The 23,659-nt window shown below is 39.9% G+C and carries 19 protein-coding genes and 1 riboswitch; of the genes, 11 read left to right on the top strand and 8 right to left on the bottom strand.

Annotated features, from left to right (window positions below; all coding sequences use genetic code 11):
- Positions 1–39: 39 nt before the first annotated feature.
- A complete protein-coding gene (phrB, locus tag HMPREF0693_RS15100; protein ID WP_004246399.1) occupies positions 40–1,470 on the bottom strand; it encodes a deoxyribodipyrimidine photo-lyase in 1,431 nt (476 codons plus the stop codon).
- A gap of 10 nt (positions 1,471–1,480) precedes the next feature.
- Positions 1,481–2,983 (bottom strand): glycine betaine/L-proline transporter ProP, encoded by a 1,503-nt coding sequence (proP, locus tag HMPREF0693_RS15095; RefSeq protein ID WP_004246398.1) that lies wholly within the window; start codon positions 2,981–2,983, stop codon positions 1,481–1,483.
- A 769-nt stretch (positions 2,984–3,752) separates the two neighbouring features.
- Between proP and HMPREF0693_RS15090 the strand changes: the two genes are divergently transcribed.
- Positions 3,753–4,766: a LysR substrate-binding domain-containing protein gene (locus tag HMPREF0693_RS15090; protein ID WP_004246397.1), complete on the top strand. Its 1,014-nt coding sequence runs from the start codon at positions 3,753–3,755 to the stop codon at positions 4,764–4,766.
- 75 nt (positions 4,767–4,841) lie between these two features.
- Here HMPREF0693_RS15090 and HMPREF0693_RS15085 read toward each other — a convergent pair whose 3' ends face one another.
- The 3 genes from HMPREF0693_RS15085 to HMPREF0693_RS15075 are packed head-to-tail and all read right to left on the bottom strand — an operon-like array spanning position 4,842 to position 7,290.
- On the bottom strand, positions 4,842–6,023 hold the full coding sequence (locus tag HMPREF0693_RS15085; RefSeq protein WP_004246396.1) for a M20 metallopeptidase family protein: 1,182 nt from the start codon (positions 6,021–6,023) through the stop codon (positions 4,842–4,844).
- The gene (locus HMPREF0693_RS15080; RefSeq protein WP_004246394.1) at positions 6,023–6,472 is read right to left on the bottom strand and encodes a hypothetical protein; all 450 of its coding nucleotides are present in this window, start codon (positions 6,470–6,472) and stop codon (positions 6,023–6,025) included. Before HMPREF0693_RS15080 ends, HMPREF0693_RS15085 begins: the two co-directional genes overlap by 1 nt.
- Positions 6,469–7,290, bottom strand: coding sequence for a DUF3100 domain-containing protein (locus tag HMPREF0693_RS15075; protein ID WP_004246392.1), 822 nt, complete (start codon positions 7,288–7,290; stop codon positions 6,469–6,471). Before HMPREF0693_RS15075 ends, HMPREF0693_RS15080 begins: the two co-directional genes overlap by 4 nt.
- Before the next feature lie 564 nt (positions 7,291–7,854).
- Between HMPREF0693_RS15075 and poxB the strand changes: the two genes are divergently transcribed.
- On the top strand, positions 7,855–9,579 hold the full coding sequence (poxB, locus tag HMPREF0693_RS15070; RefSeq protein ID WP_004246391.1) for a ubiquinone-dependent pyruvate dehydrogenase: 1,725 nt from the start codon (positions 7,855–7,857) through the stop codon (positions 9,577–9,579).
- Between the two features lie 91 nt (positions 9,580–9,670).
- Here the strand turns inward: poxB and argE are convergent, their stop codons facing one another.
- Positions 9,671–10,834, bottom strand: a complete 1,164-nt coding sequence (gene argE / locus HMPREF0693_RS15065) for an acetylornithine deacetylase (protein ID WP_004246390.1) — start codon at positions 10,832–10,834, stop codon at positions 9,671–9,673.
- Positions 10,835–10,934: 100 nt separating this feature from the next.
- On the opposite strand from argE, the gene argC reads away from it, so the two are divergent.
- The 5 genes from argC to oxyR all read left to right on the top strand — a co-directional run bounded on the left by argC (position 10,935) and on the right by oxyR (position 16,636).
- A complete protein-coding gene (gene argC, locus HMPREF0693_RS15060; protein WP_017827021.1) occupies positions 10,935–11,939 on the top strand; it encodes an N-acetyl-gamma-glutamyl-phosphate reductase in 1,005 nt (334 codons plus the stop codon).
- A gap of 20 nt (positions 11,940–11,959) precedes the next feature.
- On the top strand, positions 11,960–12,733 hold the full coding sequence (gene argB / locus HMPREF0693_RS15055) for an acetylglutamate kinase (protein ID WP_004246388.1): 774 nt from the start codon (positions 11,960–11,962) through the stop codon (positions 12,731–12,733).
- 64 nt (positions 12,734–12,797) lie between these two features.
- On the top strand, positions 12,798–14,009 hold the full coding sequence (locus HMPREF0693_RS15050) for an argininosuccinate synthase (RefSeq protein ID WP_004246387.1): 1,212 nt from the start codon (positions 12,798–12,800) through the stop codon (positions 14,007–14,009).
- A 92-nt stretch (positions 14,010–14,101) separates the two neighbouring features.
- Positions 14,102–15,484, top strand: coding sequence for an argininosuccinate lyase (gene argH, locus HMPREF0693_RS15045; RefSeq protein ID WP_004246386.1), 1,383 nt, complete (start codon positions 14,102–14,104; stop codon positions 15,482–15,484).
- A gap of 234 nt (positions 15,485–15,718) precedes the next feature.
- The gene (gene oxyR, locus HMPREF0693_RS15040) at positions 15,719–16,636 is read left to right on the top strand and encodes a DNA-binding transcriptional regulator OxyR (RefSeq protein ID WP_004249700.1); all 918 of its coding nucleotides are present in this window, start codon (positions 15,719–15,721) and stop codon (positions 16,634–16,636) included.
- On the opposite strand, the gene sthA is transcribed toward oxyR, so the two are convergent.
- Positions 16,628–18,025: a Si-specific NAD(P)(+) transhydrogenase gene (gene sthA / locus HMPREF0693_RS15035; RefSeq protein WP_004246384.1), complete on the bottom strand. Its 1,398-nt coding sequence runs from the start codon at positions 18,023–18,025 to the stop codon at positions 16,628–16,630. The genes oxyR and sthA overlap by 9 nt on opposite strands.
- Positions 18,026–18,225: 200 nt before the next feature.
- On the opposite strand from sthA, the gene fabR reads away from it, so the two are divergent.
- Both fabR and HMPREF0693_RS15025 read left to right on the top strand, forming a co-directional pair.
- Positions 18,226–18,906 carry an HTH-type transcriptional repressor FabR gene (gene fabR / locus HMPREF0693_RS15030; protein ID WP_004246383.1) on the top strand — a complete coding sequence of 227 codons (681 nt, stop codon included), beginning with the start codon at positions 18,226–18,228 and terminating at the stop codon, positions 18,904–18,906.
- Complete coding sequence (locus tag HMPREF0693_RS15025; RefSeq protein ID WP_004249699.1) at positions 18,906–19,307, top strand: YijD family membrane protein; 402 nt, start codon at positions 18,906–18,908, stop codon at positions 19,305–19,307. The genes fabR and HMPREF0693_RS15025 overlap by 1 nt, the downstream gene beginning before the upstream one ends.
- A 121-nt stretch (positions 19,308–19,428) precedes the next feature.
- Here the strand turns inward: HMPREF0693_RS15025 and trmA are convergent, their stop codons facing one another.
- Positions 19,429–20,526, bottom strand: a complete 1,098-nt coding sequence (gene trmA, locus HMPREF0693_RS15020) for a tRNA (uridine(54)-C5)-methyltransferase TrmA (RefSeq protein WP_036932481.1) — start codon at positions 20,524–20,526, stop codon at positions 19,429–19,431.
- Positions 20,527–20,639: 113 nt separating this feature from the next.
- Positions 20,640–20,842, top strand: a riboswitch (cobalamin riboswitch).
- A 69-nt stretch (positions 20,843–20,911) separates the two neighbouring features.
- Between trmA and btuB the strand changes: the two genes are divergently transcribed.
- Positions 20,912–22,765: a TonB-dependent vitamin B12 receptor BtuB gene (gene btuB / locus HMPREF0693_RS15015; protein ID WP_004246380.1), complete on the top strand. Its 1,854-nt coding sequence runs from the start codon at positions 20,912–20,914 to the stop codon at positions 22,763–22,765.
- Positions 22,710–23,576, top strand: a complete 867-nt coding sequence (gene murI / locus HMPREF0693_RS15010) for a glutamate racemase (RefSeq protein ID WP_004246377.1) — start codon at positions 22,710–22,712, stop codon at positions 23,574–23,576. Before btuB ends, murI begins: the two co-directional genes overlap by 56 nt.
- Positions 23,577–23,659 lie beyond the last annotated feature (83 nt).

The following is a 23,659-nucleotide window of genomic DNA, read 5'->3' as shown; positions in this document are numbered from 1 at the left end:
AATAGCCCGCCAAGGATTGAGAGATAATATCGCGCTATTTTACCTTTTTTTGGCCTCTTCATAAGACGCAATTGCAGTTACTCGTGCTTTGGCGTGATCAACAATTGGCTGTGGATAATCGAGGTAGTGACCTGTTTTGATTGCCCATTCAGAAGGAGTATGGATATCGCGATCTGGGACATCAGCAAGCTCTGGTAGCCAGTGGCGGATAAACTCACCATCAGGATCAAACTTACGTCCTTGGGTGGTCGGATTAAAAATACGAAAATAAGGCACAGCATCAGTGCCTGTTGATGCTGCCCATTGCCAGCCACCATTATTTGACGCGAAATCACCATCAATTAATTGTGACATAAAATAATTTTCCCCCCAGCGCCAATCAATTAATAGATCTTTGACTAAAAAACTTGCCGTCAGCATACGTAAGCGATTGTGCATCCAGCCGGTTTGATTCAGTTGTCGCATCGCGGCATCAATAATAGGAAAGCCTGTTAAGCCCTGTGTCCAAGCGGTAAATTCAGTTTGGTCATTACGCCAGCGAATATTTTCTGTCCATGGTTGAAAAGCTATCTGTTTGGATAAACTCGGGTTAGCAACTATTAGATGTTGATAAAACTCGCGCCAAACTAACTCATTAAACCAAACAAATGCACTGGAATGGTTATTTTCTAAGAAATCAGGCTCTGTTTGGTAAAGGCGATTAAAACATTGGCGCACAGACACTAGGCCTATGGCAAGATAAGGGGATAATTGACTGGTTCCATCAATAGCAGGAATATCTCGCCATTTTGCATAATGTATCACCCTTTCATAGCAGAACTGTTTTAAACGCTGTAACGCTGCTTGTTCGCTTGCTGGGAACATCTTGGTTGATGATATTGGTAGTGCAAAAAGTGGTGCACTTAACGGTGAAACGGTTTTTTGGTGTGCTCTTATTTCGGGGGCAGGTAATGAAGCATTATCTTGCGACAGAAATAGCCGTAAAAATGCGGTTCTAAAAGGAGTAAAGACTTTGTACATCTCTCCTTGTTGGGTCACGACATTCCCCGGTGGCACAAAAACGTTATCGTGGTAACAATAAACCGTGGTGTTATGGGCGAGTAATTCCATTACTTTTTTATCACGGTTTTGCTCATTAAGCGCATATTGATGATTAAAAAATAGCGCAGTGACCTGATGTTGCTGACAATAATCCACAATACTTTGTGCCGCATCAGCATATGTATCACTGATGATAAGTGTCAGTGGAATATTTAATTTAGCTAGCGCATGGGAAAGATTAAGCAATGCATCATGAATAAACGCCTGCTGTGATAAAGCCATATGATGGGCTTTCCACTGTGCAGGCGTGACGGTAAAAATGGCATGCACCTGCGCCTGTGTATTTTGGCAAGCATAAAAGAGCGCTTTATTATCGGTCACTCTTAGATCATGACGGAACCAAACTAAATGAACAGGCGCTGAGTGCATGTAACCTCTCTTAATCTAATTTTGGATGTTGATCGATAAGCGCTTGGCGTTTTTTCTGTAATGCTTCAATTTCCGCTTCGATATCTTCAACACGTTGTTCGATATTGTCATAGTGCTCAGATAAAATCTCTTTCGCTTCTGATTTATCTGATGCTGCCGGTGTTGCTCCACGTAATGGTTTGTTGGCTGTTTCAATCATTTTTATACCCGTTATCAAACCGACAACAGCAACTACCATTAGATAATAGGCGGGCATATATAAATTGCCAGTCGCTTCAACTAACCAAGCCGCTGCAGTTGGTGTGGCACCAGCAATTAATACCGAAATATTAAATGCAATAGCTAAGGCACTATAACGAATATGGGTTGGGAAAATAGCCGGTAAAATAGAGGCCATCACCCCAGTAAAACAGTTTAATAAAACCGCAAGAATTAATAATCCTAAGAAAATTAAGCCGATTTCATCACTGTTAATCATCATAAAGGCCGGATATGCCAATATAAACAGTCCAACGCTACCCCCGATAACAAAAGGTTTACGACCAATTTTATCACTCAGTAATCCAATCACAGGCTGAACAAATAGCATCCCTATCATAATCGCGATGATGATCAAGACCCCATGATCGGCGGAATAATTTAAGTTATGGGATAAATAACTTGGCATATAGGTTAGCAACATGTAGTAGGTGACGTTAGTCGCAATCACTAAGCCCACACATACCGTTAAACTTTTCCAATACTTGGAAGCGATTTCTCGTAATGAAACACGTGGCGGATTTTCGATAGATTTACGATCATCGCTGTTCATTTCATCAACATGTTGTTGGAAGGCCGGGGTTTCTTCTAAGGCATGACGTAAATATAAGCCAATCAGACCTAAAGGTAATGCCAAGAAGAATGGAATACGCCATCCCCACTCATGGAATGCAGCTTCACCCATAATAGTTGAGATAAGGACTACAACACCCGCCCCCATAACGAAGCCGGCAATAGAGCCGAAATCTAACCAGCTTCCCATAAAGCCCCGTTTACGGTCTGGTGAATATTCGGCAACGAAAATCGCCGCACCTGAGTACTCACCACCAATTGAGAAACCTTGGGCTAGTTTTGCTAATAACAGTAAGACGGGTGCCCATATTCCAATGGTGTCATACCCAGGAATAAGACCGATAGCAAAAGTACTTAGTGCCATAATTATGATGGTGACAGATAAGACTTTTTGTCGTCCAAACTTATCCCCCAACATACCAAATACAACCCCACCTAATGGTCTAACAAGGAATGGGACTGAGAATGTCGCAAGTGCTGCGATCATTTGTACGCCAGGTGATGCACCAGGGAAAAACACTTGACCTAATACATAAGCCAAGAAGCCATATACACCAAAATCAAACCACTCCATTGCATTACCTAACGCTGCCGCAGTAATGGCTTTTTTAAGTTTGCTATCATCAATAATGGTTATATCATTGATTCTTAATGGTTTGTTTCTTTTTTTCTTCAATTTCATATTAAGTGACCTTTCAATTAAGGTATTAGTAAATTGTTGTTATTCAATTAATAATTAAACGAAATGAAGTGACTATTTTATAGCGAGAAAAGAGAGTGGTAATAATTCACTAAAAAACAGTTTACTTCTACATAGTTAAATAGTGAGGGTGAACTAATAGCTTATGGAACACTTATTAAGTATAGATGAGGTTAAATGAAAGATTAGGGATTTTTTGTCGTTGTTTTGATATAACAAAACGAAGCCTCTAAGTAAAAAATGTGACCTATATCATAGCTGAATATGGCTTTTGTGTAAAATCCATGATGTTAATGGTTGTAAATTTGAATTAAGTTAGATGAAGATGGCGATAAAAAGCTAATAGTAAATATTATTATATAACAATGGGTTATGTTGGGTTTTTATTTTTTGATTAGAAATAATATATTGATAGTCAAATTATGCATAATAAATAGTTAATATCTGCTTTAATGTGGATGAAATCATCTATTATTCGTTGTGCTAAAACACAGAAATAAAAACAGTCATTGCTAGATTTGGTGCAGTCACTTTTCTATTCTAGCAAATAGATAAGGTAAGTCAGTGGATAATTAAGTAGATATCACTATTCTTATTAAGAGAGCAAAAAGAGAGGAGATGTCATAATATCCACTAGGCATAAGAGCAGATAATTTGAGTAATGACATTGTAGTATAAATATTAACAATAATTATTTTTATAAAATCAATAATTAACGGCATGCTTGTGCCAATTAACCCAGGTACTCCTCATGAATATTAATCAACTGAAAAGCTTTGTTGAAGTAGTGCGAAATGACTTTAACATTACGAATGCGGCAGAGAAACTCTATACTTCACAACCAACGATTAGTAAGCAACTTAAGATATTAGAAGACGAACTCAGTGTTTCTTTATTCGTCCGTAAAAATAATAATTTATTAGCACTTAGTCCTATGGGGAAAGAGGTCCATAAAATAGCTAGCGATATTCTTGGGCAGGTTGATAAAATTAAAAGTATTGTGGCAGAAGAAGATCGTAATAAAAAAGTAGATTTGCACATTGCCACAACACATACGCAAATACGTTACTCCTTACCCAACGTCATTGATCATTTTCGCCGCTATTACCCTAATATTTCACTCCATTTTCACCAAGGTGCTCCTGCTCAGTTAGCAGAAATGGTAAAAAATGGCGATGTCGATTTTGCCATTGCCACAGAATCGATGCATTTATATGAAGATTTAATTACTTTGCCTTGCTATCGCTGGACTCGCAGTTTATTAGTACCTTATGATCACCCTCTTGCATCATTACCTGATGATCAACAGGTTACCATTGAACAACTTGGCCAATATCCCCTTATTACCTATGTGTTTGGTTTCACTCGAGGCTCTAAACTCGATAAAGTGTTTTATAAAAACCATCTTAAACCTCAAGTGGCATTGACGGCGACAGATACCGAAATTATTAAATATTATGTCAAGCGCCACCTTGGGATTGGTGTGATTGCCACGGTTGCTTATGATGAAATAGAAGATAGCCAAGCATTAAAGTGCATCAATATCGATCACTTAGTACAGCCCAGTTATACACATATATGCCTAAGTAAACATACGCATATGAAAGATTATATGCATGAGTTTATTTCACTCTATGCTCCGCATATTGATAGAAATATTATTCAGATGCCAGAGCAGTGGGAAACCCAGTGGCATAGCAAAGAAGTGTATCAGGGGTTACCTGATCTGATTTCGGTAAATAGCAAAGAGAAAATAATAGAATAAATCTTCAGTTAAGATGAGGGACTAAAAAGCCCGTTTTTGCGGGGGCAAAAAACGGGCTTAGGGCAGAATAAGTAATTATTTGCGAGTTAGCAGATTAACAAAAATCTGTGCACCCACTAATAAGCAATCATCATCAACAAAATAAGGATTAGCATGAAGGTAGTTATTGATACCTTTAGCTTGATTACCACTGCCTAAAAAGAACATTGCGCCAACTTTACCTTTAGTGGCATTCACCATATAGCTAAAGTCTTCACTACCCGTCATTGGTTTACCGTTAGATTCGATATTCTCTTCTGGTAAAAATTGGCGAGTGGCTTCTAGTAAACGCTGATAAGCCGTAGGATGGTTAATAACAGCAGGGTAGCCTGTCGCTGTTAATGTTGTTTTAAATCCACCCGCTGTACTGCGTGCTACGATTTCATTAAAACTTTCTTTTAATACTTTGTCGGTATTTTCATCCATAGAGCGGATAGTACCACGGGCTTGAACGTGATCTGCTAACGCATTAGGAATAGTACCGCCATTGATCATGCCGCAACCAAATACCGCAGGGCTAAAGGGATCAGTTTTTTTGGCAACCACATAATCCATATAATCAATTAAGCGAGTTGCTTCACGAATAGCATCTAAACCTTTATGCGGTGTAGATCCGTGCGCAGAAACACCATAAACATCTAATGTCCATGCTGAGCCGTAAGATGACATGACACCATCATTAAAACGTACACAACCGGTTTCGATAGCTGCATCATTATGTAGTGCGTAAGTTTCATCAACGCCTTCCATGCAACCTAACTCAACCATTTTGTCAGCACCAGGAACACGCATATCCTCTTCTGCCATTTGGAAAATAAAACGCACATTAGCGCTCATTTCTGCTTGGTTTTCAGCAAGGTATTTAGCGGCCGTTAATGCAATGGTCATATGAGTATCGTGACCACAATTATGTGCACAACCTTGATGGATAGAGCTGTGTTCGTTGTTCGTTAAGTCTGGCATTTCTAATCCATCCATATCTGCACGGATGGCAATTAGTGGAAAATCAGCATTAACAATTAAATCGGCAGTAAATCCAGTATAGCCATCAAAGGTTTTAATTTGATAGCCAAAGCTTTCCATCAATTCACGGCAATACTTTGATGTTTTATATTCTTCACCTGATAACTCAGGAATTTTGTGCAGATCTTGTCGTGTTTTTTTACTAAAGTCATTTAATTGAAAGAGTTTTTCGCTGACATTATAAATATTATTCATTAGATAACTCCCTGGATAGTAAATCCAATTTGTGCGACGATTGATGCGCCGAAGAAACAGCAGGTAGAAACAATCATGAAAATAAGGATCACTTTCCATGACATTTTCTTCAGTTCTTCTAATTGGCCACCAACGGATAAACCAGCAAATGCTAATAAAGGTACACAACAAGATAAGAAAGAGACTTTACCAATAGAACTAATAAAAAACTCTCTTACAGGTGTTTCAGGTAAACAAATAAGTATCCCGATAATAGTTGCATAAGCAAATGTTGGTAGAGATGAAGGTAAATATTGTTTAGCAACGAGTGAAATAAAAACCACTACAGACATAGCAATAAAGCTATCCCACATTGCATAAATAGCAATCCCTGATGTTAACGTTTGAGTAAACATTGCCAGTAAAATAGCAACGAATACTAATTTCATATCTATAATTATATTTTTCATGCAGTTTTGCCTCTGGTGAAAACTTTATAAATTTTTTCTGAAAGAGGTAAACCTAAATAGGTTAATGAGAGTGCGCCAAGTGCAGAAGATAATAAGTTAGATGCAGCCGCAACACTTAATACTTGTTGTGCTAAAGCTTCGTCTAAACCGTTAATTAATGCCCCTGATGCAGCACTTAACATTGAACCTGAACCTACGCCGGAGCCTGCTGCTAGAGCAAGTGGGTGTAAGCCTGTTAATGGTGCAAGACTACCTAATACGCTAAACCATAAAGTCCCGATAACAGAACCACATAAGTAAATAGCTAATACACCAATATATTCTTGTGAGCCAGTCCCAAATCTACCTTGAATAACGGCGATAGAAGGTTCTCGACTAATAGATGAACATGCACCAATTGCACGGCGACCAAAACCAAATTTAATGGCTAATGGTACGGCAATTAATACTGGTAATAAGTTTCCTAGCTCTTGAACAAATAAAGGAATACCGACACTTAAAATCATTTTTATATTTGGGACGATCATGCCAGCATATTGCGTACCTAAAATAAGTAGGCTGAAACCTACCATTTTACCGCAGAAGCCTTCTTCTTTTTCTGTAAATAATTTACCCCAAACTTTAATTTTTTTGCGGGTAAATCCAGCCGACATAAACATACCAATAATAACTGCAAATAACATTGGTAGAATAGGAATGACTGCAATACCAATCTTAATTTCTTTTTTACCAATCACATATTGTGAAATAAAAATTAAGAAAAGGACTGCCAGAATACTAATAAAGAAAACCTTTATCGGACTTCTACTTTTGTCCATCCGTTAATCTCCGTAGAAAAATAAACAGGCTTTATTCTAGAGGACAAAAAGCAAAAGGTAGCGTGACCAATGTCATGTTTACTTCATACCTCTTTTTCATGGGACATGAAATAAAATAATAGTAATAAATTTATTAACAATTTGAGTTAACTGAAATTATTGAGGAAAGACAGAGAGTAAGGCTGAAATGTGTCAGCTATATTGTTAAATAAAATGATAGTAGAAAAAGAGCAATTAAAAATTAGTTTAATTATTAAAATAATCCTATAAGTTTATTTTGTCTAGCACTTGATGATTTTAATACAATATAAATGAGATAGATTCTTATTTAATGCGAAATGAGTCATAAAAGCGATAAGTGCGTTTATCAATAGTATTATTTTTTATAGTTAATTTCCTTTATTAATTGACCTATCTACCGTGACAATCAATCAAGAGATGTTATTCTTAATATTTGATTTAATAACACGGTATTCTCTATATGATGTGGTAAAAGAGTCGGTTGTTATATCTGGGGCAGCATGTAGAGAGATTACCCACTAAAATAAAAAGGAAATGCGTCACATGAGTAAGCAAACAGTTGCAACCTATATTGCTAAAGTGCTCCATAATGCAGGTGTGAAACGTATTTGGGGGGTGACGGGCGATTCATTGAATGGATTAAGTGATAGCTTGCGCAAAATGGGTACCATTGAATGGATGGGCACACGCCATGAAGAAGTCGCGGCTTTTGCCGCCGGAGCAGAAGCGGCTATCAATGGTGAATTAGCCGTTTGTGCCGGCTCCTGTGGACCAGGTAACTTACACTTAATTAATGGACTTTTTGATTGTCATCGTAATCATGTTCCCGTGTTAGCGATTGCCGCTCATATTCCCTCTGCTGAAATTGGTAGTAATTACTTTCAAGAAACTCATCCTCAAGAGTTATTTCGTGAATGTAGTCACTATTGTGAATTAGTCTCTAATCCCGATCAGATCCCACAAATTCTGGCTATCGCTATGCGCACCGCTATTTTGAAAAAGGGTGTTGCGGTGGTGGTATTACCCGGTGATGTAGCGTTAAAACCCGCTCCAGAAGATGCCCATGAAAATTGGTATCCACTACAATCACCACTGATTATGCCGAATCGTTTTGAAATCGAAAAACTGTCTGAGGCACTGAATAACGCTAAAAATATCACCTTAATGTGTGGTGCCGGTTGTGCTCAAGCACATGATGAAGTGGTGAAACTAGCACAAACCTTAAAAGCCCCTGTTGTGCATGCACTACGTGGGAAAGAGTATCTTGAGTGGAATAATCCATGTAGCGTGGGAATGACGGGTCTTATCGGTTTTTCATCGGGTTATCACGCAATGGAGAATGCCGATACTTTAGTGCTGTTAGGTACTCAATTCCCTTATCGCGCTTTCTATCCTGCCAAAGCTAATATTATTCAAATTGACCTTAATCCAAGTAGTATTGGCTCACATTGCCATGTGGATATGGCTTTTGTTGGAGATGTCAAAGCAACCCTTAATGCATTACAACCGCGATTAAAAGAGAAAACAGATACCGCACATCTTGATGCCTCGTTAAAACATTATGCTAAAGCACGCAAAGATTTAGATGCATTGGCTCAACCTAGTGAGCGTGAGTTGATCCACCCTCAGTATTTAGCACGTCGATTAAGTGAATTAGCCAACGATGATGCGGTATTTACCTGTGATGTTGGCACGCCAACAGTTTGGGCAGCACGTTACGTGAAAATGAATGGTAAACGTCGTTTAATTGGTTCATTTAACCATGGCTCAATGGCGAATGCGATGGCGCAAGCTATTGGTATTCAAGCACTGGACAGAAAACGTCAAGTTGTGGCGATGTGCGGTGACGGTGGTTTTACCATGTTAATGGGTGATTTCATCTCATTGGCTCAAATGAACTTACCGGTGAAAGTGGTGATTTTTAATAACAGCGTATTAGGTTTTGTGGCGATGGAAATGAAAGCGGGGGGCTATTTGACTGATGGCACCGATTTACATAATCCTGATTTTGCCGCTATTGCCAATGCGGCGGGAATTAAAGGTATTCGCGTTGAGAAAGGCGAAGATCTTGATGAAGCATTAAAAACAGCCTTTGAACATGATGGCCCTGTTATTGTGGATGTGGTAACCGCAAAACAAGAGCTTTCCATGCCTCCGGAAATTAAATTTGAGCAGGCCAAAGGTTTTAGCTTGTATATGATGAAAGCGATTATTAATGGTCGTGGCGATGAAATAGTGCAATTAGCGAAAACCAACTGGTTGCGCTAATCATTAAACGCATAATCGTTATATTGCGAGTTGCAGGGGCTAATCGCCTACCTGCAACTTGCATTTCAACATAAGTCGATAGGATTTTTTATTATTTCGCTTTCTCTGCTAAACAAAAGTTTTCAATTAATTGCTCCATTAATTCACGAGTTGGCTCAATAAAAGCCATATCAATAAACTCATCAGGCTGGTGGGCTTGTTCAATGGAGCCCGGACCAAGCACTAGCGTAGGGCATAGCGCTTGAATAAAAGGTGCTTCGGTACAGTAATTAACAGTTTGCGCTTTCTCACCCAGTAGTTTTTCAATCACGGCAACCATTTTATGATCGGTCGGACACTCGTAGCCGGGAATAGGCTCGTGCAATGCTTCGACACTTAAACGTCCCGGCCAGCGCGCTTTTACCGGGGCTAATGTTTCGTGCAGCAGATCATCAAGATCTTGCAGCGTTAATCCCGGTAATGGGCGAATATCCATATGTAATTCACAGCAAGCACAAATTCTATTAGCAGCATCACCACCGTTAATATAACCAAAGTTCATGGTGGGATAGGGAATAACAAACGCCGGATTGTTATAACGGGTTTTTAATCTATCGCGCAGTGTACTGAGATGGGTGATAGATTCATGCATTAACTCAATAGCGTTGACACCTTTTTCCGGATCACTAGAGTGACCGGATTGCCCAGTAATACGGATAGCATTAGATAAATGCCCTTTGTGAGCACGTATTGGTTGTAATGAGGTGGGTTCGCCAATAATAGCAAAATCAGGACGAATAGCGGTATTAGCGGCAAAATAACGTGCACCAGCCATCGACGTTTCTTCATCTGCTGTAGCAAGAATATACAGAGGATGTGTGAGTTGAGAGGTATCTATATCTCGCAATGCATCAATAATAAAGGCAAAAAAGCCTTTCATATCTGCCGTACCTAAACCATATAACTTGCCTTCTTTTTCCGTTAGGGTAAAGGGATCTTGAGTCCAACGCCCTTCATCAAATGGCACCGTATCCGTATGTCCACAGAGTAATAACCCGCCGGTTCCACTGCCAAGGGTAGCAAGTAGGTTAAATTTCCCTCTGGTTTCAGGTACTGGTTGTATTTCAATTGAAAAACCGAGTGTTTCCAACCAATTAGCCAACAGATTAATCAGTGCCTCGTTACTTTGGTCTGTCTTAGCATCTGTTGCACTAATTGAGGGTGTTGCAATTAATTGTCGATAAAGCTCAATAAATGTAGGTAATTTAATATTCACTGTTGACAGCCTTTCTTCATAATAGTATCAATATTCATGCACTTTTTTTGAATAAAAATACATTAATCGGTTTGTGTTCATAGTACAAGGTAAGAATGACATGTTAAATACTCTGATTGTAGGAGCAAGTGGTTACACCGGTGCTGAATTAGCAGCCTATCTTCAGCAGCATCCCCATGTAAATTTGAGCAGACTGATGGTATCCGCTCAAAGTGTAGATGCAGGGAAGTGCTTTTCTGAGCTTTACCCACAATATCGTGGCTTAGTTGATTTGCCACTTGAGCCTATGGTCGATGTTGCTAATGCCGCTAAAAATATCGATATCGTTTTTTTAGCCACCGCACATGAAGTCAGTCATGACATTGCTCCTATTTTTCTCGCTCAGGGGTGTGTGGTGTTCGATTTATCTGGCGCCTACCGAGTACAAAATAAGCATTTCTATCAACAATACTATGGATTCGAGCATAAGAATACTGATTGGTTATCACAGGCGGTTTATGGTCTTGCCGAATGGAACGCTGATCAGATTAGTCAGGCTCAACTTATTGCTGTGCCGGGTTGTTATCCCACCGTTTCTCAGCTGTCGTTAAAGCCATTAGTTGAAGCGGGATTATTAGACAGCACTCACTGGCCTGTTATCAATGCCACCAGCGGTGTAAGTGGCGCAGGCAGAAAAGCGTCTTTAACAAACAGCTTTTGTGAAGTGAGTTTACAACCTTACGGTGTTTTTACGCATCGTCACCAACCGGAAATTGCTACTCACCTTGGCATTGATGTCATTTTTACTCCTCATCTTGGTAATTTTGCTAGGGGGATCTTAGCCACTATCACCTGTAAGTTAAAACAAGGTGTCACAGAAAATGAGGTAAGGCAGGCATTTGAAACAGCGTATCAAGACCAACCGTTGGTGCGTATGTATGACAAAGGTCTACCTGCATTAAAAGCCGTTGTCGGTACCGCCTTTTGTGATATCGGGTTAGCACAACAAGGTGAGCATTTAATTATTGTCGGTGCGGAAGATAACTTATTAAAAGGGGCCGCAGCACAAGCGGTGCAATGTATGAACATTCGGTTCGGTTTTGCACCAACCGAAACACTTATCTAAATAATGAGTAGGGACGTTTTATGGAACCATTAATTATCAAACTAGGCGGTGTACTGCTAGATAACGAAAAAGCGTTAACACGTTTTTTTACAGCACTACAAGAATATCGCACTAGTCATAGCCGTCCATTAGTGATTGTTCATGGTGGTGGCTGTTTGGTTGATTCTCTGATGAAAAAGCTGCAATTGCCCGTTGTTAAAAAACAAGGCCTACGAGTTACCCCCGCCGATCAAATTGACATTATTACTGGCGCGTTGGCAGGAAGTGCCAATAAAACATTGCTGTCATGGGCCACACGCTTTGGTTTAAATGGTGTCGGACTTTGTTTGGGCGATGGTCAATTAGCCAAAGTAACAAAAATTAGTGATGAGCTAGGTCATGTGGGAAATGCTGAACCTGGCTCTCCTGAGTTATTAAATCTATTACTGAATGCAGGGTATCTCCCGATTATTAGTTCTATAGGTGTGAGCATCCAAGGTGAACTGATGAATGTTAATGCTGACCAAGCGGCAACAGCGATTGCTGAAACCTTAGGAGCAGATTTGGTGTTGCTCTCAGATGTAAGTGGCATTTTGGATGGTAAAGGACAAAAACTCACAGAAATATCTGCCACAAAAGCGCAAGCATTAATCGACCAAGGCATTATCACCGACGGCATGATTGTTAAAGTTAATGCTGCGTTAGAAGCGGCAAAAACGCTTAGACGTCCTGTTGAAATAGCCAGTTGGCGTCACGCGGAAAAACTGACTGATTTATTTAATGGTATGGCGATCGGGACACGTATTTTAGCTTAAACACAGCCACATAACGCTTTGTATATTGGCGCAATAAACACAATTGAGAATAAAGGTTATCACTATGACAAAAGGTATTAAAAAAATTGTACTGGCATATTCAGGTGGTCTAGACACATCGGCTATCATCCCTTGGTTAAAAGAGCATTATGACAATTGCGAGGTGGTTGCGTTTGTTGCTGATGTGGGACAAAGCCGTGAAGATCTGGAAGGTGTAGAGCAAAAAGCATTGGCGTCAGGGGCCAGTGAATGCTATGTGGTTGATTTACGAGAAGAGTTTATTAAAGACTATGTGTATCCAGTATTAAAAACAGGGGCATTATATGAAGGGAGCTATTTGTTAGGCACTTCAATGGCACGCCCTGTGATTGCGAAAGCACAAGTTGAATTGGCATTAAAACTCGGGGCTGATGCCTTGGCGCATGGCGCAACAGGTAAAGGTAATGACCAAGTTCGTTTTGAAAGTACTTATACCGCACTGGCACCGCAACTTAAAGTGGTTGCACCTTGGAGAGAGTGGGACTTGCGCTCCCGTGAAGCCCTACTGGATTATCTAAAAGTTCGTCATATTCCAACCACGGCGACACTTGAGAAAATTTATAGTCGTGATGAAAACGCATGGCATATCTCAACAGAAGGCGGAGTGTTAGAAAGTCCATGGAATGCCTCTAATGAAGATTGCTGGGCATGGACGGTAGATCCGAAAAAAGCCCCTGATACACCTGAACAGGTTTCTGTAACGGTAAAAGCAGGTGAAGTGGTTGCTATCAATGGCAAAGCTCAATCCCCTTATGAGTGTTTAGCTACATTAAATACGCTAGGTGTAAAACACGGTATTGGTCGTATTGATATTGTGGAAAATCGTCTGGTCGGTATGAAATCTCGCGGTTGCTATGAAACCCCAGGAGGCACCATTATGATGGCGGCACTGCGTGGTGTTGAGCAACTGGTTTTGGATAGAGATGCTTTTAAATGGCGTCAACAGTTGGGTTTAGAGATGTCTTATGTTGTTTATGACGGTCGTTGGTTTACGCCAATTCGGGCTTCATTACAAGCTGCTGCTGACTCGCTGGCAACAGAGGTAAATGGCGAAGTGGTGTTAGAGCTTTATAAAGGCCATGTGAATGCTATTCAGAAAAAATCTGACAACAGCCTCTACTCGGAAGAGTTCGCCACCTTTGGTGAAGATGAAGTCTATGATCACAGCCATGCAGAAGGGTTTATCCGCCTATACTCTTTGCCATCACGTATTCGGGCATTAAGTAAAAAGAAATAAGGTGAGACCAATAAGAGTGATGTGACAAAAGGCATCACTCTATACATTTTTATCAAGCATGACTTTTAACAAAGACAAAATAGGATGTGATTATGGCACTTTGGGGTGGACGTTTTAGTCAGCAAGCTGATCAACGGTTTAAACAATTCAATGATTCACTGCGGTTTGACTATCGACTCGCACAACAAGATATCTTTGGTTCAGTAGCTTGGTCTAAAGCGTTAGTCACAGTAGGTGTCTTATCGCAGGATGAACAAGCTCAACTTGAACAGGCACTTTATGAACTGTCTGAGGAAGTAACAGCTAATCCCCATTCTATTTTACAAAGTGATGCGGAAGATATTCATAGTTGGGTAGAGAGTAAACTGATTGCCAAAGTGGGTGATTTAGGTAAGAAGTTGCACACTGGACGTAGCCGTAATGATCAGGTCGCGACAGATTTAAAATTGTGGTGTAAAGAAGAAGTCGCCCACTTACGTCAGGCTATTATTGAATTACAAAAGGCGTTAGTGGTAACCGCTGAGCAAAATCAACATGCTGTGATGCCCGGTTATACTCATTTACAACGTGCTCAACCCGTCACTTTTGCGCATTGGTGTTTAGCTTATAAAGAGATGTTAGCAAGAGATGAGAGTCGTTTAGCGGATGCATTAACGCGTTTAGATGTAAGTCCACTGGGTAGTGGCGCTTTGGCGGGTACCGCTTATGATATTGATCGTGAACAATTAGCTCAATGGTTGGGTTTTGCCAGTGCAACAAACAATAGTTTAGATAGCGTATCAGATAGAGATCATGTGTTAGAGCTATTATCTGCGGCCGCTATTGGTATGGTGCATCTTTCTCGTTTTGCTGAAGATTTGATTTTCTTTAATAGTGGGGAAGCAGGTTTTATTGAGCTTTCAGATAAAGTCACTTCTGGCTCTTCATTAATGCCACAGAAGAAAAATCCTGATGCATTAGAACTTATTCGTGGTAAGTGCGGGCGTGTACAAGGGGCATTAACCGCAATGATGATGACTCTAAAAGGGTTGCCTCTTGCTTATAATAAAGATATGCAAGAAGACAAAGAAGGGCTGTTTGATGCCGTTGATACTTGGTCTGATTGTTTGCATATGGCAACATTAGTGCTTGATGGGTTGCAGGTTCGCCGCCCTCGTTGTGAAGAGGCCGCAAAACAAGGTTATGCCAATGCGACAGAGCTTGCTGATTATTTAGTCGCAAAAGGGGTGCCATTTCGCCAAGCTCACCATATTGTCGGTGAAGTTGTTGTTAGTGCAATTGAGCAAGGTAAAGCGCTTGAAGAGTTGGCGCTATCTGAATTACAGAAGTTTAGTAGCAAAATTACCGTTGAAGTTTACGAGATCCTTTCATTGCAATCTTGTTTAGATAAACGATTAGCAAAAGGTGGGGTATCTCAACAGCAGGTTTCTTATGCCATTACTGAGGCCAAAAAACAGCTTAATATGGATGAGTAGTTTTATCCCATTGTATAACTGACAGATTATTCAAAAAAAGCAGGGTGGCTCATGAACTGCCCTGCTTTTTTATGGACGCTTACCGATAATAATAGTTTAATCAATTGATATATCACCATTTATTGATAAAAGATGAAAAAATCACGTTACAATAACGCACGATTGATAGAAAAATTTATCAGTTGTTATATTATCTATAGCTATTAACTATCAGTAATAAGTATGGGATCTGCAATGAATATCCGTGATTTGGAATATCTGGTGGCTCTAGCTGAGCATAAACATTTTCGCCGTGCGGCAGATTCTTGCCATGTGAGCCAGCCAACATTAAGTGGCCAAATTCGTAAACTTGAGGACGAATTAGGCGTTATGTTACTTGAAAGAACCAGTCGCAAAGTACTGTTTACCCAGCAGGGATTATTGCTAGTAGAGCAAGCGAAAACGGTATTACGTGAAGTGAAAGTGCTACAAGAAATGGCATCACTACAAGGTGAGAGTATGGCAGGGCCGTTACATATTGGGCTTATTCCTACTGTTGGACCTTATTTATTACCGCATATTATTCCCGAATTACATAGAAACTACCCTAAGTTAGAGATGTATCTTCACGAAGCACAAACCAATAGCTTATTAGCTCAGTTAGATAGCGGTAAACTCGACTGTGCTATTTTAGCCATGGTAAAAGAGAGTGCCCCTTTTATAGAAGTGCCTTTGTTTGAAGAGCCGATGAAATTAGCTATTTATGATGAGCATCCATGGCATGATCGCAAATCAGTGCCGATGGGGGACTTAGCAGGCCAACGTTTATTAATGTTAGAAGATGGGCATTGCTTACGTGATCAAGCTTTAGGTTTTTGTTTCCAAGCAGGGGCTAAAGAAGATACCCATTTTAGAGCAACTAGTTTAGAAACATTGCGTAATATGGTCGCTGCAGGAAGTGGTATTACACTTTTACCTGATTTAGCGGTACCTCAAGCACAAAAACGCGATGGCGTTTGCTATTTAGATTGTACTTCACCTAATCCATCACGTTCTATTATTTTGGCTTATCGCCCCGGATCGCCTTTGCGTAATCGTTATGAACAATTAGCAGAGACAATCCGTGATCATATGACCGCATTTTATGAGGCTAAGAAAGCAGCATCAAAATAAGCGATTTAAACCATTTAAAGCAGCAACACGATAGGCTTCCGCCATGGTTGGGTAGTTGAAGGTGGTATTAACGAAGTATTCGATAGTATTGCCTTCTCCTTTTTGCTCCATAATTGCTTGGCCGATATGAATTATTTCAGCAGCGCGCTCGCCAAAGCAGTGAATACCTAAAATTTGCTTGGTTTCACGGTGAAAAAGAATTTTTAAGCTACCGACATTCATACCTGCAATTTGGGCCCTAGCAAGATGCTTAAATTGTGAACGACCGACCTCATAGGGGATCTTCATTGCGGTGAGTTGCTGTTCCGTTTTACCCACAGAGCTGATTTCTGGAATGGTATAGATACCCGTTGGAATATCTTCAATTAAATGCGTTTCCGAGGTGCCTGTGGTAAGCGCAAGTGCCGCAATGCGCCCTTGATCATAAGCCGCAGAGGCTAAGCTTGGATAGCCAATCACATCACCTACTGCATAGATATGTTCACAACTGGTTTGATAATGCGCATTAACTGCCACTTGTCCACGGCTATCGGTTTTGATCCCAACATTTTCTAAACCAAGCGTATCGGTATTACCCGTTCTACCATTAGCATAAAGCAGACAATCGGCTTTGACTTTCTTACCGGATTTTAGATGAACAATAACGCCATCATCAACGCCTTCGATGGTGTCGTACTCTTCATTGTGTCGAATAACAATACCGTTATTCCAAAAATGGTAAGAGAGTGCATCTGACATTTCTTGATCAAGGAATGACAGTAGATGATCACGAGTATTAATTAAATCAACTTTTACTCTTAGACCTCTAAAAATAGAAGCGTATTCACAACCAATGACCCCAGCACCATAAATAATGACATGGCGAGGTTCATGCTCAAGGTCGAGTATGGTATCGCTGTTATAAATACGAGAGTGTGAGAAATCAACATCCGGTGGGCAATAAGGGCGAGAGCCTGTGGCAATAATAAAATTATCTGCACTGAGAATATCACAAGTACCATCAGGATAACGTACGCTAATTCTATGATCATCAATAAAAGCAGCTTCGCCTGAATACATCGTACAATGATTACGCTCGTAGAAGCCTTGACGCATTTTAGTCTGTTGACTGATTACCGTGCTGGCTTGGCGTAGTATTTGAGAAAAAGAGGAGTTGATCAGGCGAGATTGGTCGCTATAGAGCGGGTTTTGATTAAACTCGATAATACGACTGACCGCGTGGCGTAGAGCTTTTGAAGGGATAGTTCCCCAGTGAGTACAACCACCACCGACTTGATCATAACGTTCAATGACGGCGACGCGTTTTCCTTGTTTAACCAGCCCCATGGCCGCGCCTTCACCACCAGGACCTGAACCGATTACAATTGCATCGAAATGAGAATGTTGCATAGGAAGAGACCTGTTTTATACAAAACGACAACGACATATTAACATTAGAATGAATAATAGCCCAATTGACATTAGGGGCATTAGTCACACTTTATTTAGTTTTTTATCTGAATGTGTCGTTATGGATAACGGTACGTACTTATTTTCTGTAAAAATTTGATATATTGGTTATAAACCACATTTGGATTATCAGGATTGCTGTGAGTAATAATATTGGCATCAGAGCGAAACAAAAAGAAAAAACCCGCCGTTCTTTGATTGAAGCAGCTTTTAGCCAACTCAGTGCAGAACGTAGTTTTACTAGCCTAAGCTTACGAGAAGTGGCGCGAGAAGCGGGTATTGCACCTACCTCATTTTATCGTCATTTTAAAGATGTTGATGAGTTGGGGTTAACTATGGTCGATGAAAGTGGACTGATGCTACGTCAATTGATGCGACAAGCACGACAGCGTATTGCTAAAGGTGGAAGTGTGATCCGTACATCGGTTTCTACCTTTATGGAATTTATTGGTAATAATCCGAATGCTTTTCGATTATTGTTACGTGAACGCTCTGGCACATCTGCTGAATTTCGTGCCGCTGTCGCACGAGAGATCCAACATTTTATTGCAGAACTGGCAGACTATCTTGAGCAAGAAAGTAATATGCCACGTTATTTTACTGAAATGCAGGCTGAAGCGATGGTGACTATCGTATTTAGTGCAGGGGCAGAAGCATTAGATATTGATATTGAAAAACGCCAACAATTAGAAGAAAGATTAGTAATACAACTACGGATGATTGCCAAAGGCGCTTACTATTGGTATCGACGTGATTTAGAAACACCTCTACAAAATAACCCCGAAATAAAGAAAAAAATGCATCAGAAAGGAGATAAATGATGGAACAAAATCGCTGTGAAAAAAGCACACTATTACTTTCCGTAGTTATCGGTGTTGCTTTACATGGTAGTTACTCAACTTTATTTAACCCACTTACTGGACCTTGGTCTATTTTTCCACTGATTAGTTTAGTTCTAGCTGTTTACTGCTTATACCAACGTTATTTAAATCAACCAATGACTGATGGTATGCCTAAGTTAATTTTCTCATTCTTTTTATTAGGGCTATTTGGTTACAATGCATATTTAAAAACCTCTAACCCTGAAATGGGCTCTAACTTCTTCTCTTCTGTATGTATTGTGATTATTGCTCTATGGATTTATCGTCAAATTAAACAGCGTAAACGTCTACGTGAACAGGAAGAAGACGCTGAGAAAGCATCGCAAGCAGAGCAATATTAATTGTTATCAGCTTTTGGTTGTAAACACAGCGAGATTTTGACACCAGTAAGTGCACTTACTGGTGTTTTGTTTTTATTGGGGTTTTGGTGGTAATTTCTGCTATAACTTCTAAAACTAAAAGTTATCTTTTCTCTAATAACACACCACATTCCATATGATGGGTGTAAGGGAATTGGTCAAAAAGTGCTAACTTGCTGATTTTATGAGTTTTGATCAGCGTTTCTAAATTCTGGCACAGAGTCTGCGGATTACAAGAGATATATAAAATGCGCGAGTAATTCTTAACCAACTCAACAGTTTTCTCATCCAAACCACTGCGTGGTGGGTCAACAAAAATAGTTTCACATTGGTAATCTTGTAGATTAATCCCTTCTAAGCGTTTAAATTCCCTTACGCCATTCATTGCTTGAGTAAAATCTTCCGCTGACATACGAATAATTTTAACATTATCAATATGGTTCATCGCGATATTATATTGCGCTGCATGCACTGAAGGCTTCGCTATCTCAGTGGCTAGCACTCGCTTAAAATTACGTGCAAGGGCGAGAGAGAAATTGCCGTTACCGCAATAAAGCTCTAACAGATCACCGGTTGAGTTTTCAGTGACTGATAGTGCCCATTCCAACATCTTAATATTGACCTGTGCATTAGGTTGGGTAAAGCTATTTTCCACTTGACGATAGATCATCTGTTGACCAGCAACAGGTAATATTTCATCGACAAAATCATTATCGAGCATAATTTTAGTTTTATATGCACGGCCAATTAATTGCACATCAAACCCCTGAGCAATTAATGTTTGGCGTAATGCTGTCGCTTCTTGTTGCCAAGTCTCATCAATTTTTTTGTGATATAACAACGATACAATGATTTTATTGCTTAAGGTTGAAAGATAATCAATTTGAAATAATTTATGGCGCAGTGTTGGTTTATCTTTTATTTCTGCCAATAAAGCTACCATCATCTGATTAATCAGTTGGCTCGCCACTGGAAATTGGTCAACGCGGATACGCTGCTTAGTCTCTTGATCAAACATAATATGATACAGAGCGTCCTGCTCATGCCAGATGCGAAATTCTGCACGCATACGATAATGTTGTTCTGGTGATGAAAAAACTTCCACATTAGGCGCATTAAAAGGTGCCATCATCTTTTGTAGGCGTTCGGTCTTTTCATTCAGTTGAGACTGGTATGTTTGCGTTGGTAATGAATTTTGCATGGTATCTCGCCTTGTTTTTGGCAGTAATAAAGTTAAGCGAGCGAAATTGTAGAGATCCTCATGAAGATGTCCAGTATTCTTCATGTTCAATTTCTGGACTCAGTGAAGTTGGCATCGTAGCATAGCGATTCGGTCTCCGATATGGAGTGAAAAGGGAATCTGGTGCAAAGCCAGAACTGACGCGCAGCGGTAATAGGATCAAGGATAATAAAAGACACTGCAATGCACCAAAATCAGTGCTGTGGGAAGTCATTATCTTAAATGCTCAGAGTATTTAACCTAGAGTCCGAAGACCTGCCGAACATTTGTCGCATGTAAAATTAAGTACGCGTTTTATTTAATTTTGGCGGCATCCTGCTACTTATTTCTGTTGGATGCAGATTTCATGAATAATAAAAAAGTATTTTTTCTTTCAAGTGTTGCTTTAAGTGTTATGACGAGCAGTTTCAACCTATTTGCACAGGCTGATAATACATTGAGTGTGACTGCTAATCGTTTTCAACAACCTACCTCCTCTATTTTAGCGCCAGTGACTATTGTTGATCGTGAACAGATCGATCGCTGGCAGAGCAATAGTGTGCTTGATGTATTGCGTAGAATGCCAGGGATTGATGTAGCACAAAGTGGTGGTATAGGGCAGATGAGTTCAGTCTTTGTGCGAGGAACTGACTCAAGACATGTATTAATATTAATTGATGGTGTACGTACTAACCAAGCAGGGATTTCTGGCTCTTACGATATGAGTCAACTGCCTCTTTCTTTAGTACAACGTATTGAATATATAAGAGGCCCTCGTTCGGCTGTTTATGGCTCCGATGCGATTGGTGGGGTCATTAATTTTATAACGAAACGCCCAAATGATGGCTTAACGTTAAATGCAGGAATAGGAAGCCATGGATATCAAAATTACAATGGTTCAATACAACAAAAGGTAGGTGAGAGAACCACATTATCTGCGGCAGGTGGATATACTTATACTAAGGGAATACATGCAACGGATGATTCTGTCCCTGTTGCCGCCCCTTTTCATGACAGACATGGATTTATGAGTAAATCCTATTGGTTTGGTATCGACCATATTTTTAATGATAACTTTCAAGGCTACATGAAAGGGTATGGTTATGATAATCGTACTACTTATGTTGCATCTTATCCCGGTAATACAGATCAAAGTAAAACTTATAATCGTAATTATGAAGCGGGTATTAAGTTCAGTGGTGATTCCTATTTTAGTCAATTAATTACGGTGTATAGTCAAACTAAAGATTATAACTACATTTCAACAAATGGCCGTGATGGTAAGGGCTCTTCTGTAGATAATTCTAAACAATATAATGTCCAATGGGGGAACACCTTTTTAATTCCAAGTGGCATGATCAGCGCAGGAATGGATTGGCAAAGACAAACGATTGAAGCGAATTCAGCATCAGTACCTCATCAAAGAACAATTGATAATACTGGGCTATATCTCACATCTCAAAAACAACTTAGTTCAGTTATCGTCGAAGGCGCTATTCGTTCTGATCACCACGATGAATTTAACTGGCATACTACATGGCAAACCAGTGCAAGTTGGGAGTTCGTCGATAACTATCGAGTAATTGCTTCTTATGGTACGGCATTTAAGGCTCCTACATTGGGGCAACTTTATGCGGATAATCCTGCATGGAACACAAAAGGTAATCCCAACTTAAAACCAGAGAAAAGTAAGCAGTGGGAAGTGGGCGTTGAAGGGTTAACTCAAGGGATTGATTGGCGTTTATCTCTATATCAAAATGATATTGATAATCTGATTGCTTTTAGAGATAACACTTACATTAATTACAATAAAGCTAAAATAAAAGGTGCTGAATGGGTTGGTGAGATGGATACCGGATTATTACATCATCAATTAACATTGCAGTACCTTGATGCTAGAGATAGTGATAATAATCTATTAAGCAGAAGAGCAAAGCAACAGCTTAAGTATCAAGTAGATTGGAATATCGCAGATATAGATATTGGAATTAATTATCAATATATAGGAAAGCGCTATGATACGGACTTTAACCAATATCCTACGAAAAGAATAAAACTAGGTGGGGTAAGTCTTTGGGATTTAACTGCGTCATATCCTATTACATCTCATCTCTCAATTCGTGGTAGAATAGCCAACCTGTTTGATAAAGATTATGAGACAGCTTATGGCTATCGCACGCCAGGACGTGAATATTTCCTCACCGGAAGCTACAACTTCTGATGCACAATCTACCGCTAATCCCACTGTCTTAGTCTTTGACTCAGGGGTTGGCGGTTTATCTATTTATCGAGAGATCCGTGAAAAACTGCCGGATGCTCACTATATCTATGTTTTCGATAATGAAGCATTTCCTTATGGTGAGAAACCACAAGAGTTTATTATTGAGCGTGTCGTTCGTATCGTCAGTGCTGTCGCGCAACAGCATGAGTTAGCAGCGATTGTGATCGCTTGTAATACCGCAAGTACAGTAAGTCTGCCTGCTTTACGTGCTAAATTTACTGATATCCCCATTGTTGGTGTTGTTCCTGCGATTAAACCTGCAGCAAAACTTACCTGTAATGGTGTGGTCGGTCTATTAGCCACAAGAGCAACGGTTAAGCGACCTTATACTCATGAACTTATCGAACGCTTTGCGACAGAGTGTAAAGTGCATCTATTAGGTTCAGCAGAGCTGGTGGAGTTGGCTGAAAAAAAACTGCATGGCGAAAAGGTGTCATGCGATGAGCTACGTAGAATTTTAGCCCCTTGGCTTAAAATGAAAGAGCCACCAGATACGGTAGTATTAGGGTGTACCCATTTTCCTCTATTAGAAGAAGAGTTACTTTCTGTTTTGCCTGATGGTACTCGAATTATTGATTCTGGTGGTGCAATTGCAAGAAGAACTGCGTGGTTAGTTGTAAATCAAGATAAAATCAGAGGTTCAAAAGAAATTAGTTTTGCTTACTGTCTTAAAGAAGATGAGTATAGTGAATTATTAAAACCGGTTTTAGCCGATTTTGGCTTTAAAACGCTCAGAAAATTGGCGCTTTAAGTTAAATTTGTTGGAAAATTAAACGGTCGGTAAAAAAATCAAAAAAAAGTGTTGCCAGCTTCACAAAACTCCCTATAATGCGC

It is taken from the genome of Proteus mirabilis ATCC 29906, from assembly GCF_000160755.1.
Classification (GTDB): Bacteria; Pseudomonadota; Gammaproteobacteria; order Enterobacterales; family Enterobacteriaceae; genus Proteus; species Proteus mirabilis.
This window is presented reverse-complemented; position numbering and strand designations above follow the sequence as displayed.

Coding starts and splice junctions, on each gene's coding strand:
- phrB (WP_004246399.1), bottom strand. CDS start 1,470: ATGCACTCAGCGCCTGTTCATTTAGTTTGGTTCCGTCATGATCTAAGA.
- proP (WP_004246398.1), bottom strand. CDS start 2,983: ATGAAATTGAAGAAAAAAAGAAACAAACCATTAAGAATCAATGATATA.
- HMPREF0693_RS15090 (WP_004246397.1), top strand. CDS start 3,753: ATGAATATTAATCAACTGAAAAGCTTTGTTGAAGTAGTGCGAAATGAC.
- HMPREF0693_RS15085 (WP_004246396.1), bottom strand. CDS start 6,023: ATGAATAATATTTATAATGTCAGCGAAAAACTCTTTCAATTAAATGAC.
- HMPREF0693_RS15080 (WP_004246394.1), bottom strand. CDS start 6,472: ATGAAAAATATAATTATAGATATGAAATTAGTATTCGTTGCTATTTTA.
- HMPREF0693_RS15075 (WP_004246392.1), bottom strand. CDS start 7,290: ATGGACAAAAGTAGAAGTCCGATAAAGGTTTTCTTTATTAGTATTCTG.
- poxB (WP_004246391.1), top strand. CDS start 7,855: ATGAGTAAGCAAACAGTTGCAACCTATATTGCTAAAGTGCTCCATAAT.
- argC (WP_017827021.1), top strand. CDS start 10,935: ATGTTAAATACTCTGATTGTAGGAGCAAGTGGTTACACCGGTGCTGAA.
- argB (WP_004246388.1), top strand. CDS start 11,960: ATGGAACCATTAATTATCAAACTAGGCGGTGTACTGCTAGATAACGAA.
- HMPREF0693_RS15050 (WP_004246387.1), top strand. CDS start 12,798: ATGACAAAAGGTATTAAAAAAATTGTACTGGCATATTCAGGTGGTCTA.
- argH (WP_004246386.1), top strand. CDS start 14,102: ATGGCACTTTGGGGTGGACGTTTTAGTCAGCAAGCTGATCAACGGTTT.
- oxyR (WP_004249700.1), top strand. CDS start 15,719: ATGAATATCCGTGATTTGGAATATCTGGTGGCTCTAGCTGAGCATAAA.
- sthA (WP_004246384.1), bottom strand. CDS start 18,025: ATGCAACATTCTCATTTCGATGCAATTGTAATCGGTTCAGGTCCTGGT.
- HMPREF0693_RS15025 (WP_004249699.1), top strand. CDS start 18,906: ATGGAACAAAATCGCTGTGAAAAAAGCACACTATTACTTTCCGTAGTT.
- trmA (WP_036932481.1), bottom strand. CDS start 20,526: ATGCAAAATTCATTACCAACGCAAACATACCAGTCTCAACTGAATGAA.
- btuB (WP_004246380.1), top strand. CDS start 20,912: ATGAATAATAAAAAAGTATTTTTTCTTTCAAGTGTTGCTTTAAGTGTT.
- murI (WP_004246377.1), top strand. CDS start 22,710: ATGGCTATCGCACGCCAGGACGTGAATATTTCCTCACCGGAAGCTACA.